This window comes from Sphingobacterium lumbrici (assembly GCF_006476045.1).
GTDB classification, from domain to species: Bacteria; Bacteroidota; Bacteroidia; order Sphingobacteriales; family Sphingobacteriaceae; genus Sphingobacterium; species Sphingobacterium lumbrici.
The window spans coordinates 58,384-74,837 of record NZ_SRZY01000027.1; the positions used below are offsets into that span (position 1 = coordinate 58,384).

Annotated in this window: 15 protein-coding genes and 1 other RNA gene; 12 read left to right on the forward strand and 4 right to left on the reverse strand. The window is 37.9% G+C overall.

The window, feature by feature from the left end; translation table 11 throughout:
- The first annotated feature begins 139 nt into the window (after window positions 1-139).
- Window positions 140-991 carry an ATP phosphoribosyltransferase gene (hisG, locus tag E4F24_RS08015; RefSeq protein WP_140938176.1) on the forward strand — a complete coding sequence of 284 codons (852 nt, stop codon included), beginning with the start codon at window positions 140-142 and terminating at the stop codon, window positions 989-991.
- Window positions 991-2,277: a histidinol dehydrogenase gene (gene hisD / locus E4F24_RS08020; RefSeq protein ID WP_140938177.1), complete on the forward strand. Its 1,287-nt coding sequence runs from the start codon at window positions 991-993 to the stop codon at window positions 2,275-2,277. The genes hisG and hisD overlap by 1 nt, the downstream gene beginning before the upstream one ends.
- 90 nt (window positions 2,278-2,367) lie before the next feature.
- Here hisD and E4F24_RS08025 read toward each other — a convergent pair whose 3' ends face one another.
- On the reverse strand, window positions 2,368-2,691 hold the full coding sequence (locus tag E4F24_RS08025; protein WP_140938178.1) for a hypothetical protein: 324 nt from the start codon (window positions 2,689-2,691) through the stop codon (window positions 2,368-2,370).
- A 285-nt stretch (window positions 2,692-2,976) separates the two neighbouring features.
- Here E4F24_RS08025 and ssrA point away from each other — a divergent pair.
- Window positions 2,977-3,344, forward strand: a transfer-messenger RNA (tmRNA) gene (ssrA, locus tag E4F24_RS08030).
- 553 nt (window positions 3,345-3,897) lie between these two features.
- The gene (locus tag E4F24_RS08035) at window positions 3,898-5,496 is read left to right on the forward strand and encodes a M60 family metallopeptidase (RefSeq protein ID WP_140938179.1); all 1,599 of its coding nucleotides are present in this window, start codon (window positions 3,898-3,900) and stop codon (window positions 5,494-5,496) included.
- A 95-nt stretch (window positions 5,497-5,591) separates the two neighbouring features.
- Here the strand turns inward: E4F24_RS08035 and E4F24_RS08040 are convergent, their stop codons facing one another.
- Complete coding sequence (locus E4F24_RS08040) at window positions 5,592-6,515, reverse strand: 1-aminocyclopropane-1-carboxylate deaminase/D-cysteine desulfhydrase (protein ID WP_235891179.1); 924 nt, start codon at window positions 6,513-6,515, stop codon at window positions 5,592-5,594.
- Between the two features lie 40 nt (window positions 6,516-6,555).
- Between E4F24_RS08040 and E4F24_RS08045 the strand changes: the two genes are divergently transcribed.
- Window positions 6,556-7,593 (forward strand): RluA family pseudouridine synthase, encoded by a 1,038-nt coding sequence (locus E4F24_RS08045; protein WP_140938180.1) that lies wholly within the window; start codon window positions 6,556-6,558, stop codon window positions 7,591-7,593.
- 11 nt (window positions 7,594-7,604) lie between these two features.
- Window positions 7,605-8,462, forward strand: a complete 858-nt coding sequence (locus E4F24_RS08050; RefSeq protein WP_140938181.1) for an aminotransferase class IV — start codon at window positions 7,605-7,607, stop codon at window positions 8,460-8,462.
- Between the two features lie 38 nt (window positions 8,463-8,500).
- Here the strand turns inward: E4F24_RS08050 and E4F24_RS08055 are convergent, their stop codons facing one another.
- Entirely contained in the window at window positions 8,501-8,854 is a 354-nt protein-coding gene (locus tag E4F24_RS08055) for a hypothetical protein (protein WP_140938182.1), read from the reverse strand.
- 175 nt (window positions 8,855-9,029) lie between these two features.
- On the opposite strand from E4F24_RS08055, the gene E4F24_RS08060 reads away from it, so the two are divergent.
- A complete protein-coding gene (locus E4F24_RS08060; RefSeq protein WP_140938183.1) occupies window positions 9,030-9,419 on the forward strand; it encodes a single-stranded DNA-binding protein in 390 nt (129 codons plus the stop codon).
- 50 nt (window positions 9,420-9,469) lie between these two features.
- Here the strand turns inward: E4F24_RS08060 and E4F24_RS08065 are convergent, their stop codons facing one another.
- The gene (locus tag E4F24_RS08065) at window positions 9,470-10,882 is read right to left on the reverse strand and encodes an alkaline phosphatase (RefSeq protein ID WP_140938184.1); all 1,413 of its coding nucleotides are present in this window, start codon (window positions 10,880-10,882) and stop codon (window positions 9,470-9,472) included.
- Window positions 10,883-11,109: 227 nt separating this feature from the next.
- Between E4F24_RS08065 and E4F24_RS08070 the strand changes: the two genes are divergently transcribed.
- From E4F24_RS08070 to E4F24_RS08090, 5 genes are all read left to right on the forward strand, one after another.
- A complete protein-coding gene (locus E4F24_RS08070; protein ID WP_181182412.1) occupies window positions 11,110-11,571 on the forward strand; it encodes a DUF4268 domain-containing protein in 462 nt (153 codons plus the stop codon).
- 7 nt (window positions 11,572-11,578) lie between these two features.
- On the forward strand, window positions 11,579-12,388 hold the full coding sequence (locus E4F24_RS08075) for a S1/P1 nuclease (RefSeq protein ID WP_140938185.1): 810 nt from the start codon (window positions 11,579-11,581) through the stop codon (window positions 12,386-12,388).
- A gap of 72 nt (window positions 12,389-12,460) precedes the next feature.
- A complete protein-coding gene (gene guaA, locus E4F24_RS08080) occupies window positions 12,461-14,011 on the forward strand; it encodes a glutamine-hydrolyzing GMP synthase (RefSeq protein WP_140938186.1) in 1,551 nt (516 codons plus the stop codon).
- Between the two features lie 4 nt (window positions 14,012-14,015).
- Entirely contained in the window at window positions 14,016-15,272 is a 1,257-nt protein-coding gene (locus E4F24_RS08085) for a hypothetical protein (RefSeq protein WP_140938187.1), read from the forward strand.
- Window positions 15,273-15,276: 4 nt separating this feature from the next.
- Window positions 15,277-16,452, forward strand: a complete 1,176-nt coding sequence (locus E4F24_RS08090; protein WP_140938188.1) for an RsmB/NOP family class I SAM-dependent RNA methyltransferase — start codon at window positions 15,277-15,279, stop codon at window positions 16,450-16,452.
- Window positions 16,453-16,454 lie beyond the last annotated feature (2 nt).

Genomic DNA, 16,454 nt, shown 5'->3' on the forward strand with positions numbered 1-16,454 from the left:
TTTGTTTACACGTCACGTACATTTCCATCATCGCCATTGTGGCGATATGTAATGTTATGTGTTTCTACGTGAAGCATTTTCCCCTTTGTGTCTATATTAAATATTAATAATTGTTATTCAACAAAAACCAAAAAATATTTTGAAAAATCTAAAGATAGCTATCCAAAAATCGGGTAGATTAAATGAGAAATCAGTACAACTACTAAAAAACTGTGGACTTGATTTCGAAAATTATAAAAGCTCCTTAATCACAACTGTTTCCAATTTTAACCTCGAAATCCTTTTCTTGCGTGACGATGATATACCGGGGTATGTTGAAGAAGGAATAGCTGACTTGGGTATCGTAGGTGAAAATGTCATTGACGAAACCAAGGCAAAAGTCACTTATCTGCAACGACTAGGATTTGGCAAATGTACATTGAAATTAGCTATTCCAAAGGATTCGGATATTCAAGACCTGAAAGATTTAAATGGAAAATCCATTGCGACTTCGTATCCGGTAATTCTTCAAAACTTTTTAGCCGAATATAATATCAAATCCGATGTTCAAGAAATATCAGGATCAGTCGAGATTGCACCTGGACTGGGATTAAGTGATGCTATATGTGACATTGTTTCTACCGGAGGGACCTTAAAAAATAATGGGCTGAAACCTTTTGCAGATGTACGTACGTCGGAAGCAATCTTAATTGGACGTGATGGTTTGGAAGAAAATGAGATCTTATGTGAATTATTGCAGCGTATACAGTCGGTGTTACGTGCTAAAGAAACCAAATACGTTGTACTGAATGTTGAGAAATCTAATCTTCCATTGATTACAGAACTACTACACGGTGTAAAGAGCCCAACGGTAGTTCCTTTAGCTGAAGATGGCTGGGTCGCTGTTCATACCGTGATTTCGGAAGATGATTTCTGGGGAAAAATTAACAGATTGAAATCGGCTGGAGCACAGGGAATCGTCGTAATGCCGATCGAAAAAATAATTTTGTAATGCTAAAAACCTATCACTATAACGAATTGTCGATTGAAGAGATTGAAAGACTCGTAGCACGTAACACAGATCCCAATAATGCGATTCAGGATACTGTAGTATCGATTATGGAAGAAGTGAAGATTAAAGGCGATCAGTCGCTAAGGGATTTTGCAGCTAGATTTGATCACGTTCAAATCGATCAATTGTTTCTGGATGAGTCCGATATTGATATATTGGCGGCTACTATTTCAAGAGACCAGCAACGCGCTTTGGAAATTGCTTTCCAGAACATCCATAAATTTCATAGTACTCAGCTTCGTAAAGAGCGGGTCGTAGAAACGATGCCCGGCGTAAAATGTTGGCGGGAAGTGCGTCCTATAGAAAAAGTAGGATTATATATCCCTGGCGGATCAGCCGTTTTACCTTCTACTCTTCTGATGTTAGGCGTGCCGGCACGAATTGCAGGATGTCGTGAGATCGTAGTCTGTTCGCCCCCTCAAAAATCTGGGAAAATCAACGGTTTCGTTGCGTATTGTCTAAAGTTACTTCAAATCAAAAAGATCTATCTAGTAGGTGGCGCACAGGCCGTAGCAGCTATGGCCTATGGTACGGAATCTATTCCTAAAGTTGATAAGATCTTTGGCCCGGGCAATCAATTTGTAACCAAAGCCAAAAGTCTTATTCAGGGGACGACCAATGTAAGCATTGATATGCCTGCAGGACCCTCCGAAGTATTGGTTATAGCGGATCAGTCGGCAAATCCAGCTTTTGTAGCTGCTGATCTTTTGGCTCAGGCAGAACATGGTGTCGATAGTCAAGCAGTATTAGTAGCGACAGACATTGATCTTATCCAGGCAGTAAATACCGAATTGGTTAAACAATTGGTTGTGTTACCCCGAGCGGAACTTGCGCAGAAAGCGATTGAAAATTCGTACGCTATTTTTACAGAAGATCTACGCGAGGCTATACAATTTTCCAACAAATATGCTCCCGAACACCTTATATTAGAAACAGATAATTGGCAAACAATCACTTCTTTAATACTAAACGCGGGCTCGGTATTTTTAGGGCACCTTACACCTGAAAGTGCGGGTGACTACGCCTCGGGTACAAATCATACCTTACCTACGTCGGGATATGCCCGTTCGTATTCAGGTGTGTCTGTTGATTCGTTTGTCAAGAAAATTACGTTTCAACATATATCGGAGGAAGGCCTTGAACAGATCGGTTCTACTGTAGAAATATTAGCTGAACTTGAAGGATTGCACGCACACAAAAACGCGGTATCCGTTCGTAAGGCTTAACTTAAATGACTATAGGTCGAAGGAGTAATTTAAGAATCGAACAGGCTTATTTATAATTAATAAGCCTGTTCGATTTGTATAAATTGATGTCTATTTTTTCTTTTTGAGCTTCCTCTTTAAGTCTTTTGCTACTTTTGCCTTTTCTTTAGCCACCTTTTTATAAAAATCTTTAATTATTTCTTTGACCTTATTTAAGGTTCCTTCTTCTTGCTTAGTTTTTTTAGTGTCCGATTTTTTGTCTTTCTTTGATTTGTTAGCTTTTTTACCCTCTTTGGTCATTTTATCTTCCGATTTTTTTGCTTTTGCCTCTTTTATTTTGACAGAATCATCTTCTTTATAACCCTTTTTCTTTTTTTTAGCATCCGGTATAGTTACTTTATCTTTGTCCGGTGTATTTGAAGTCGACTTAACCACTATTTTATCGGCAGGCTTTGCAGTTGTCGTTCTGGGTGAGGCAGCTGGTTTAGTCCTTGATGATTTTGCTGTCGTATTCTTCGAATTTGTAGATTCCGTAGTAAATTTTGAATTTGGCACAGATTTAGTGTTATCTTCTGACATATTAAATTAATTTATTTTCTGTTTTTTTATTGGATAACAACGAGTTAATACAATTTGTTTGTATAGAAAAGTTTCTGTTAAGATTTTTGATGATTCACTATTAAAATAATATGTGTATTTTTGTATTGTAAATGCATAATTGGGCTCGACCGGAATTGACAGGATAGCGATGATTATGTAAGCATGCAGTGCGTTGTTAGTAGAGCACTTTAATCTGAACTTTCAACTTTACAACTGGCGAAGAAAACTACGCCTTAGCTGCTTAAGTTAGACTTAACATAGCTATTTGTCCCGTTAGATCCTGTTCTTTGGTTTAACATCAGGGGCATCGAACAATAGAACTGGCCAATGTGATTTTGCTAAGCATTGGTAAGACACAGTAAATACGGAGAACAGTATAGGTAGGCGACTCACCTTCTCTCTCCCGACAATTAAAGAGAAGCTAAGCATGTAGAAAGCGTAAATTATACTATGTTTGGACGAGGGTTCGAATCCCTCCGGGTCCACAACAACAAAAGCTCAACGAAAGTTGAGCTTTTGTTGTTTAGGGGGGATGAGAACCCGGTGGGAGGGTTCGAACTATTTCTTTGCGGGTCCACAATCAAAACCACATTCAGGTATCCTGAATGCTGTTTTTACATTTTAGATGAAAAAACAGCACCTAAAACAGCACTATCTAAAAGGAAGCGTTTTATGCCAAAACCGACTTACAAAAGCGCTAAAATCACACGAGCTTCTTCAGGAGACTCGACACTATTACAGCACATAGTTGGAGTTTATAATATTTTTTCGGATAAAATTTCTGCTTCTATCTATTGTGGCTGTTTTTGATGAAACTTTATCGAAAATTAGTCAAACGGTTGATTAGCGGCTATAAGCTCGAATTCATGTCTTGTAATGATTTTGGTACATTGCGGTCTGCTTTTTCTTTAGGGATTGAAATTATCTTAGGGGACAAATTAATCCTCATTGTATGAAACCGAGATATAAATAATTATGTACATAAACTACATTTACTATTAATATCTAGCGCTCATCAACCATTAATAAAAAGACAAATAGATGAAAAAGACATTGTTTTTTATAGCTGTAAATTTTATCGTTACAGCTCCCCTGATTGCTCAAACGGCAAAGGAGATTAAAGATGCTTACGCTTCTTTGACTGTATTTGAGGATCCCTTAGCGTTGAAATTAAAAAAGGGAATAAAGAAAGCTGATATCAATAAGATAGCAGATACGCAGATAAAGGACATGGCGCTCCAGCTATTAGCGGGTGAGTATGAAACCGCATACCGTTATGCAAATTATCAAGCGCTGCTTTCACCTTCTATATTGGGTCGGGAATTGAGTATTGGAGATGGTTACAGTAAATATGAAAATATCACCGGTGTATATCTTCCCGAAGGAAAGCATGTTATTCTTGTTGATGGAATAGCAACAAATAAAGAAGTGAATCTTATTGTTCCCAATTGGAATCGTAGGGCTCCTGAAGGTATAGATCCGACTAAAGATCCAAAGGGATGGGGAATAGAGAAGCAGGAGTTCAGGCTTCGAAATGGAGTCAATATTATCGAATTGAAGGACTTCGGAAGTTTGGCTTATATAGATTATTTTTCTGCTACGCCAAAAGAGGAACAGTCCATTCAAGTACATTTTTTAAATGCAAAAGTGAACGGCTATTTTGATGGAGCAAAACATACAGATGCAGATTGGAATAAACTGCTTGATAATGCAGTTTATCCGGTTATTGATGCGATCGGCAAGCATATTCAAATTGCTTATCCGGTGGAAGCTTGTAAAAAATATGCTTACGGAAGAGGCGTGGAACTGATTAACAACTATGATTCACTGGTATATAGGCAACATCGGATTATGGGACTTGAAAAGTACAATAGAGTGCCTAAAAACAGAATATTGTCACGGGTAAATTATAATTACTATATGTTCAGAGATGGGAATGGGGTAGCTTATATGGGGACTACTCCAGGAAATGCTATGCCCTTAGTGGTAGATCCCACTCGTGTAATAAAAGGTGATCCTTGTTGGGGTTTTAGTCATGAGGTGGGCCATGTACACCAAATGCGCCCTGCTTTTAACTGGGGTGGATTAGGAGAAGTGAGTAATAATCTTTTTTCGCTATATGTGACCCGTTCATTCGGAAATCCTACCCGTATATCTGAGCAAAAAAAGTATAAATCAGCTACAGATAGTATTATCAGCAAAGGTATCAGCTATTTGCAAGATCCGGATGTATTCAATCGTTTAGTCCCATTTTGGCAGTTACAATTGTATTTTGAGGGGATGGGTGCCAACCCAGATTTTTATCCGGATTTGTTTGAGGCGTTTCGTAAGCAGGCTGCAATACCACGTCAACAAGGAAGAACTCGTGGAGACAACTGGGCTTCAGACAGAATGATGGGAAATAATAATCCTGCGGTACATCAATTAAATTTTATAAAAACAGCATGTGAGATTAGTAAAGTTGATTTAACAGAGTTCTTTGATAAATATGGCTTTTTCCATGTAGGTGAAATTATCCTTAATGATTATGGAAATTACGCATATAATATGACCCAAGAGATGGTTGATGTATGTAAAAAAGCCATTGAAGAAATGAATCTACCTAAGCCAAAAGTGGATATCACCACGTTGACCGATTAACAATAAAGGCGCTGTAGCGCCTTTATTATTTCATGAAATAATCTTGAAAATAACATAATGACTACCAAAAACAGGTGTAACGCGAACAATAAAAGCTATAAAAATTGCTCGTACATGCCTAAAAAACCCGTTAATCCACCTGTATGTAGTATCAATATCTTCTCATCAGCTAAGAAAGTATTCTTTTTTACTAAATCCTGAAAAGCGTAGAAAAGCTTTCCGGTATAAACTGGCTCTATCATAATACCAGTTTTGGATACAAATTCCCGGATAAAAAGGAATAATTCAGGACTGGTTTTGGCATATCCCCCAAAATGATAAGCCGTATGCAAAGTCAATTGGTTGATGGGAGCCATAAGATTTTTCATCTCCTCTTCGATAAAATCTCCCCCTTTTAATACTGGAATGCCATGAAGCGTTGTGTTACCCCACTGATGATCTGCAATTCCCTTCGATAATCCGGCTAGCGTTGTACCCGTACCTGCAGCACAAAAGATATGGTTGTAATCTTGTTTTAATTCTGCAATTATTTCGGAACAGCCTTTCATGCCCTCAGGTCCATATCCGCCTTCATCAATAAAGAGCGTATTGCTGGAATGCGCAAATCGTTGAAGATATAAGTTTTCTTTGTGTTTATAATCCGTTCGGGATACGAATTCCAGTTGCATGCCATAGAGTTTACACATCGCCAAGACGGGATTAGATACGTTGTCACCGCGTACAAATCCAAAAGTTTTAAATCCAAAAGTCGCTCCTGCACAAGCCGTAGCCAGCAGGTGATTGGACCAAGCGCCTCCAAAAGTAACGAGCGTATCTTGTGCGTTTCTTTTAGCCGAAATTAAAGCGTATTTAAGTTTACGCCATTTGTTCCCTGAAATAAACGGATGTATCAAATCATCTCGTTTAACGAAAACCCGTATTTGCTTCTCTTTAAATAAGGGAAGAAATAATTCCTGTTCAGGACTATAAAAATCAAGTGTCAATTGTATTATTATATTTAATTTATGTTCTTTATCCAAAGTTAAACGTTTTTTGACCTATTTGCGTTACTTTTGTGCAATGGTTGAGGATTTAGAATTACTGGAACAAGAAGAACAGGAATTATTTGAACATATTCGTATTATCGCGGATAAGGGACAGGCTCCGTTGCGTTTGGATAAATTCTTGATGAACAGAGTAGAGAATACGTCTAGGAATCGTATTCAGAATGCTATTGACGCGGATACGGTTCGTGTTAATGATAAAATAGTGAAAGCCTCCTATAAGGTGAGGCCTTTGGATGTTATCACAATGGTATTGCCAGATCCTCCGCGTGATACAGAAGTATATCCGGAAGATATACCTTTGGATATTATATATGAAGATGACGATGTGTTGATTGTCAATAAAGAGGCCGGAATGGTTGTACATCCAGGGTTTAATAACTATACGGGCACTTTGGTAAACGCATTGACTTTCTATTTAAGTCAGTTACCCAATATGGCTGGGAATACAGGAAGACCCGGACTTGTACATCGAATCGATAAGGATACCTCCGGACTTTTGGTTATTGCGAAGAATGAATGGGCTATGACCTATTTGGCCAAGCAGTTTTACGATCACTCAATAGCGCGTCGCTACGTGGCACTAGTATGGGGAGACATCGCAGAAGATGGTACAGTATCCGGATATATAGGGCGTAACATGAAAGACCGGAGAGTAATGGAAATGTACAAGGAGCCAGAACAAGGTAAGTGGTCGGTAACACATTACAAGGTTTTAGAACGCTTGGGTTATGTTACCCTGATCGAATGTCAATTAGAAACAGGTCGTACACACCAGATCCGTACGCACATGAAATCAATAGGCCATCCCTTATTTAGTGACGCTGCTTATGGTGGTGACAAAATCGTTAAGGGAACGGTCTTTAATAAATACAAGCAATTCGTCGATAATTGCTTTACAATGATGCCTCGACAAGCATTACATGCACGTGAATTGGGATTTGAACATCCCAAATCAAAAAAAATGATAAATTTTGACGTACCAATACCAGAAGATTTTCGTTTAGTGCTAGAGAAATGGCGCAATTATGCCAATGGTCACGAAGTAAAATAGATTAGTCTTTTATGCCGATACATTATATTAATTACGATGGCACGTTAGTACCGGAGGATACGTCTGTGATGACAGTTGAAAACCGTGCTTTTCGTTATGGAGATGGTCTTTTTGAGACCATGCTATGGAAAGACGGTGATATTCGTTTTCTGAAATTTCACGTTGAAAGATTACAGAAGAGCATGAAAATGTTGCACTTGGATGAATATGCGAAATTTGACGAATTCTTTATTCGAAGTAGGGCAGAGGAGCTTATTCGGAAGAACAATTTGGTAGGTAAACGTCTGCGCATCCGCTTGATTGTGTTTAGAGATGGTGGCGGTATATACAGTCCGCAGACAAATAGACCTGTTTATGTTCTTCAGGTGCATAAGCTTGAGGACACCTTACGGGACCGGAAAGTTGGATTGATCGTAGATCTTTACACGGAATACAAAAAACCGTACAGCGATCTATCCGGTATAAAATCCAATAATTCGCTTATATATGTTTTGGCAGGATTACATAAGAAAAAATTCTCTTTTGACGACGTATTGCTATTAAATCAGGATGGTTCTCTATGTGAGGCGCTAACATCTAACATATTCGTATATTACGAAAAAACACTATATACACCAGCACTATCTGAAGGGTGTATTGATGGTGTAATGCGCCGTGTTATAATGGATATGGCCAAACACGAAGGCATTCCCGTGGTTGAAGCGCAAATAAGTCCGGAAATAATGAAACGTGCTGATGAGATTTTCTGTACCAATGCAGTTCAAGGTATTCAATGGGTCATGGGTTATAAACAAAAGCGCTATTTTAATAAGATGGCGCGTATCCTAGAAGAAAAATTGATAAACTGGAATTACGAAGAAGTGGAATAGCAGACCACTTGTTGATTCGTAATTTGCCAGTTCGTTCTTTATTTTTGTTTAACGATCAAACATAAGCTGTGTTCCAAAAGAAGGTATCCATATTCGTAAACGAAGACATAGGATTGCCCTTTACTCGTGTGGAGCAGATGTGTATGATAATCAAATTGGAACCCTTCTTTTTGAAGCTTCTCTAACGAAATTTTAACTAACTTCTCATTTCCTAATAAAGCTTGTAGTATCCTTCTGTTTTTGCGAAGTATATAATTGATATTCCGGATGATATTATTCTGCTCACCATTTATCCGGTTGTTGTATGCGTTTCTACATGCATCATCACAAAAACGCTTATCTGAACGCCCTTTTATGGGTTTGAGACATTCTAAGCACGATTTTTCACTCATATTTAATCTTTAATATCTAATTGTAAACGTTTACAAATGGTTATAGTCGGTAATAAACATTTAATATACGAATAAAATTTATTACCCTTCTCATCTTTGTTTCAGTAAATAGCTCAGAGGCTATTCGTTGTTTAGGTTAAATTAAATAATATGTTACAATTTAAATTTTAAGATTATGAATGCTTTAGTGAATCAAGTTCAATTAATTGGACGTTTAGGTGCCGATGCGGAAATCAAAACAACTAGTCAGGACACGAAGGTTTGTACGTTGCGCTTGGCAACCAATGAACGTATAAAATTACGTAGTGGCGAATGGAAAGAGACTACACAATGGCATACCTGTGTGGTATGGGGCGAGTTGAATAAAGTCGTAGAAAAGTACGGTAGAAAAGGTGCACAAATTTTAGTATCGGGAGCAATACAGTACCGTGAATATATCGATAACCAAGGTGTAAAGCGTTTGATTGCTGAAATCAAGGTAAATCATTTTATGGCATTGGATTATTCTTCAAAGGAGGTCGATACCCGTATAGAGGAGGAGGTCGATACAGATCTCCCATTCTAAAAAGCTAAAAGTGGGATGTGCACTTATATGCACATCCCACTTTTAGCTTTTTATAGCTCCAATCCAGCAGCGATAGCTACTTTTTTTGGAATATCTATGTTTTCCATTTTATGACTGAACAGATCAGCACCTGCACCAATTGCATAAATTGGGATATATGCAGCAGAATGTCCTCCCGATGACCATTTAAGTGAGGAGATTTTATTCAATACAGATATACTTAGTGCCGCTATTTTGTCATCATTGGCATAAAGGCTTTTTTCTGTCTCATTTTCATGCTTAACGAAACTCTTTTCGTAAGCGGCAAAAAGTTCTTTTTCCTCTCTCTCAGCTACTTTTGCTGTAGACCACAGTCCTAAATTCTGTTGCAATAAATTTTTTACTTCTTCCCAACTAGCATTGGGACTATTTTTACGCAGCTCTCGAATACGTGTAGAAAGTTCTCCCTGTGAAATTTTCTGTCCTTCTAGCGCTTTGGTATTTAAACTACTGCCGCCGCTACCGATTCCAAGTCCACCGGTTTCGTGATCTGCTGTTACGATAATAAGCGTTTCTTCTGGATGCTTTTTGTAAAATTCGAAAGCTAATTTAACGGATTCGTTGAAATCAAGTACTTCATGAATTGCCGTGCCGCCATCGTTTGCATGACAGGCCCAATCTATTTTTCCACCTTCTACCATCAAGAAAAAGCCTTCACCCTTACTATTTATGGTCAACGCTTCAATAGCTGCAGCTGTTATGTCAGCTAATTTAAGATCATCAGTTTTTTGATCAATTGCATATTTTAATGCTGACGGATCTGTTCCGTCTGTGTTAATCAGGATGATCTTATCTTGGCTCTGCTTAATCTGTTGAAATGCGTTATAACCCTTTACAATACGATAACCTGCCTTTTCAAATTGAGGGAACAGAGAAGGAGCTTCTTGATTGTCAAAAGTCTTGGTTGGTTTTAAAAAACCGGAGCCCGCGAAAAAATCAAAATTAGATTTAATCAGATCCAAACCAATTTCGTAATACATATTTCTATCGGCACGGTTGGCGTAAAATGATGCGGGAGTAGCATGATCTATACTTACACTTGTCGCAATACCTACTTTCATACCTTTAGCTTTAGCAGCGTACGCAATACTTTTATAAGGTGTGGTGGCTGCGCTATCCATTCCTATGACACCATTCTTTGTTTTTTTTCCTACGGCAAGTGCGGTACCTCCAGCTGCTGAATCTGTAACGCCGTGAGAAAGAGAATATGACGTACCGAATGTTGCGTATGGAAATTGTGTAAATACCAGAGGGAAAACACCGTTTCTTCCGGCTAATTCTGCCGAATATATTTCAGCGACGTTGACTTGATTCAACCCCATGCCGTCACCGATCATAAAAAAAACATATTTGGCTTTCTGGCCAAATAGGGGAAGGATGAAAAGAAAAGAAAGAAAAAATAATGTTGTAATTTTTTTGTTCATAACAATTTTAGATTGAGTTACGCAAATATAACTCATTCATATTAAATTAGTATTAATTTAAAGATACTGTATCAATAAAGCTACAACGGTGCTAAAAGACCCCAGAAGGAATACTGAAAATAATTTAAATCATAGGTTTGTGATGACTAAGCGGATAATCAGAATACTTTTTCAGTTAAAGCACACTTACTGTGTAAGTAAATCGCTTATTTTGTAAAAAAAAGACATTGTACTCACGAGAAGAAACAAAAAAGCTTAAAGAACATTTCTGGACAACATTTGGTCAATATATGGCTGCTGTTCCTTCTTCAGACATGGAAAGAATTAACTGGGTGAATTATAAAACAGGAATTAAAAACCTCTTTTTTCGTATGGACGTTACTAATAAAAAAGCGACTATAATGATTGAAATGTCACAACCCGATGAAGGAATAAGAAATTTGGTGTTCGAACAGTTTTTGGAATTTAAACCTGTTTTTCAAGCTACATTGCAGGAAGAGTGGGATTGGAGTAATGTATATTATGACGAATATGGAAAACAAATAAGCCGCATTTCCATATCTCTGGAAAGCGTCAGTATCTTTAAAAGAGAAGACTGGCCTGCTTTGATCTCATTTTTTAAACCGCGCATCATCGCACTAGACGAATTTTGGTCTGCCGCAAAGTATTCATTTGACATCTTTAAATAATCTTTACATGAAGCATAAATTTTCACCATTACTAACGCTAATCATTTTTATTTCTATAGCGTCCATGCAAACAGTACAGGCATGGGGAATGACGGGACATCGCGTCATTGCGGAAATTGCTGAACGACATTTAACAAAAAAAGCCAAGAAGAACATTCAAAGTATAATTGGCAATCAAAAATTAGCATATTGGTCAAATTGGGCAGATTTTATTAAATCTGCCCCAGATCCCAAGCTGAATCAAACCGGATCCTGGCATTTTGTAAATACGAATGCCAATCTAACTTTTCAGCAATTTTCGTATGAATTGCTGCAATCGTCTGAAAATAATCTCTATAAAGCTTATTTAAGAATTAAGGATCATGCACAAAATGGCCTTAGTTCGAGTCTATTAGAAAAACAACATGATTTGTATTATATTATACATCTTTTCGCAGATGCCCATCAGCCTATGCATGTGGGTCAGAAAGCAGATTTAGGGGGAAACAAAATAAATGTGATTTTTTTTGGACGAAAGACTAATATTCATCGCGTATGGGATTCAGATTTGATTGATAATGAGAAATACAGTTTCACAGAATATGCAGATGTATTAGACATCCATGATGTGAACTTCTATAAAAAATATAGAGACTGTACTTTTGAAGAAATCTTGTTCCAATCCCACGAACTGGCCAATAAGATCTATAAAGATGCGGAAAATAGCACCAATCTAAGTTATAGCTATATCTATGATTACAAGTATATCATGGAAGATTGCTTACTTAAAGCAGGTATTCGTTTGGCTATGCAGTTGAATGAAATTTATGATAGATAGTGAGATAGGATTCTTGTATAAGAAGTGAAATTAAGTATATAGAATTACAACGCTAAATTGTAACTTTGCGACATGTCTGAAAAAATAATTATTCTTGATTTCGGTTCTCAGTATACACAGCTAATCGCGCGTCGTGTCCGTGAACTAAATGTCTATTGTGAAATTCATCCATTTAACAATCTTCCTGAATTTGATAATAACGTGAAGGGTGTTATATTTTCCGGAAGTCCGTATTCAGTTAGGCAGGAAGATGCACCTCAGATTGATTTTGAAAGTATTCAAGATCGTTTTCCGTTATTAGGCGTTTGTTATGGAGCACAATACCTTGCTCAGAAATCCGGTGGAGAAGTATTGCCTTCAGAAATCCGTGAATATGGCCGTGCGAATTTGCAATTTGTCAATCAAGAGAATGATTTATTGAAAGGCGTTCCTATACAATCTCAAGTATGGATGTCACATGGCGACACGATTAAAGAAGTTCCTTCAAACTTTAATATTATTGCAAGTACAGACAAGGTACGTGTAGCAGCATATCACATTGAAGGAACCAACACGTATGGTATTCAATTTCATCCTGAAGTGACACATAGTACAGATGGACAGATGTTAATCAAGAATTTCGTTGTTGATATCTGTGGTTGTTCACAAGACTGGACTTCAGAGTCTTTTGTAGAGACTACCGTTTCGGAATTAAAACAACAGTTGGGTACGGATCACGTGATTATGGCACTATCCGGAGGAGTAGATTCTACTGTTGCCGCTGTATTATTACATCATGCCATTGGCGATCGATTGCATTGCTTTTTCGTAGATCATGGCTTACTTCGAAAAGGAGAATACGAACAGGTATTGGACTCGTACAAGAACATGGGGCTTAATATCAAAGGTGTAAATGCCAAAGAATTGTTTTTCTCTCGGTTAGCAGGAGTATCCGAACCCGAACAAAAAAGAAAGATCATAGGGGCTTCTTTTATAGATGTTTTTGATGAAGCATCAAAGGAAATACAAAAAGAACTTCCTGAAGGAGCAGAGGCGAAGTGGCTGGGACAAGGTACCATCTATCCGGATATCATCGAATCTATTTCGGTCAAGGGGCCATCGGCAACGATCAAATCGCATCACAATGTAGGAGGACTGCCTGATTATATGAAGTTAAAGGTAGTAGAACCTTTAAAAACTTTATTTAAAGACGAGGTTCGTCGGGTTGGAAAGACACTAAGCGTAGACTCCACTATTTTAGGCAGACATCCTTTCCCTGGGCCGGGTTTAGCAATTCGGGTATTAGGAGATATCACAGAAGAAAAGGTACGAATTTTGCAGGAAGCTGATGACATTTATATCCGTAACTTAAAAGAATCGGGCTGGTATGATAAAGTTTGGCAAGCAGGAACAATTTTCTTGCCTGTACAATCAGTAGGTGTAATGGGAGATGAACGTACGTATGAACATGTTGTCGCATTACGTGCCGTAGGTTCATTGGATGGGATGACCGCAGACTGGATTCACTTACCTTATGATCTACTGGCTAAGATTTCGAATGAAATAATTAATCATGTTAAAGGAATCAACAGAGTTGTATATGACGTCAGTTCAAAACCACCGGCAACTATTGAGTGGGAATAAAAAAATGAAAAACTTTAGTTTTTTATTTGCTTTTGCGTGTATATTATTTGTTTCTTCATGTGCGCCTAAACGAGGTGTACTCCGTTCTCCCGATTATCAAGGCAATATAGGAGGCAAAGATGTCAAGATCCCGAATGTAGCAGAAGACAAAGTAGCCGAAGATGAAAATGCGGACGAATCAGGGAAGAGAAGTGCGAAGTACGTTGGTAGAATTATCTCATTAGTGTTACCTTTTCAATTACATCAAATTTCGGGTGAATCACTAATAGATACCGATATAAAGCGCTCTGCTTTAGCTTTAGACTTTTATCAGGGTTTTCAACTTGGATTAGAGGAGTTAGCAGGCAAAGGTTCGAATTTTTACTTAAACGTATTGGATTCAAAAGATGATGATTTCCAAAATGCCACATTAGCTCAATCTGAGGATGTAAGAGAAGCATCACTAATTGTTGGCCCTGTATATCCTAAAGAAATCAAAACTTTTGGTGCTAATCTGGTTAATAAAGAAGTCTTGCAGATCAATCCATTGGCCGCTACTATGCCTACGGAGTTTAATCTGCCAAACTTAGTTTCATTGACTCCCCCAATACGCTCACATATCAATGCAATTGCGTTAGAGGTCGCCCGGCAATATAGGTCAGGAGATGTAATTATTATATACAATACTTCAGATGCAGACGGTAAACAGTTCTTAAATGGAATGTTGACGGCAATAAAGCAATCAAAATCTGTAGTCGAAATTTATTCTGTATCTTCTATAGCAGAGATGAATGAAAAACTTTCAGCTACAGGTACGAATTTAATCGTAACAGGTTCAACGGATAAATTTCAAATAAAAACATTACTGGGTAATCTAGATCTTAAAGTGAAGGAAGACTATTATTCCTTTAAGCTTTTTGGTCATCCACTGTGGTCTCGTTACGACTTTGACGTATATCCTGGTTTTTCAAATTATACGCCAACGATCACTTCCGAAAGCCATTTAAAGAGTTGGTCTGCAAAAGCTAAGGCCTTCAGGGAAACTTATTATACCCAATTTGGTGTCAACCCTTCAGATAATTCATACAAAGGATATGACGCGGCGATTTATTTCGGAGGGTTAATCGACAAATATGGTAAAAACCTTCAAGATCATTTGATTACGGAACCGTTTAGCGGTTTATATAGTGCTTATAAGTTTAAGCATAATGATACTTGGGGATTTTCCAATGATGCTGTCTCTATTCAGGTATATACCGGCAACTCATTTGACCTTCGTTAGGACTATGGAAGTTAACGAAAGACGCATAAATCAGCAGGTTCGCAGTTTTGAAAAAGCATTAAACGGTTTCTCTAACACCGAACCATTCGCTCGATATCTAACACGATTTTTTAAAGAGAATAAGCAAATGGGGTCATCTGACAGAAGGATGACTTCCCGTTTTTGCTATAATTATTTCCGTATCGGGAAGGCCAAAGCTGACTTACCCGCTATCGAACGCTTAGCCTTGGCAGAATATCTCTGTGAAACACATTCGGAGTTAGTTGTACTTGTATATCCAGATCTACTTGCCACGATGGGATCTTCGGTTACTGATAAAATTAAGGTGCTGTTCGAAAAGTTTAATTTTCAACTTGGTGATGTCTTTCCCTTTTCGGAATATATAACTGAGAACATTGAAAAGGAAGCTTTTATCGCTAGTTTTTTTACGCAACCTAATTTATTTATCCGTATCAAGCGGGGTTTTGAAAAGGAAGTGAAATCCGAATTGGAGAACGTAAATTTTGCATTCGAAGAAATTGGACTACAAACTCTTGCATTGCCGAATGGCACAAAACTACAACAACTGGTTAGATTGGAAGGCAAATACGAGGTTCAAGATTTATCATCTCAAAGAACAATTCAGTTTATCGAAGCGTTGCCAAATCAAAGTTGGTGGGATGCCTGCGCCGCTTCCGGAGGAAAAGCTTTGCTGTTTTTAGACAAATACCCCAAAACACATTTATTGGTCTCGGATATTCGGATGTCTATCCTACGGAATTTGGATGAGCGTTTTCAAAAAGCTAATATTCGGCAGGACTATCGTAAAAAAGTAATCGATCTTACAAAAGATACCACATCCATATTAGGTAATGAGCTATTTGATGGTATCATACTAGATGCTCCATGTACGGGTTCGGGTACCTGGGGACGAACCCCGGAGATGATTCAACAGTTTTCAGTCAATCAATTAGCTGAATTTTCGGATTTACAACGAAACATTGCAAAGCATGTTGTACGACATCTGAAACCCGGTGGCGTATTGACCTATATAACGTGTTCCGTTTTCAAAGAAGAAAACGAAAATGCGGTAGATTATATGGTGAATGAATTGGGCTTGAAATTAGATCGTTGGGAAGTTATCAAGGGATACGAAGATAAAGCAGACAGTATGTTTGCCGCCCGCCTTATCAAACAATAAGT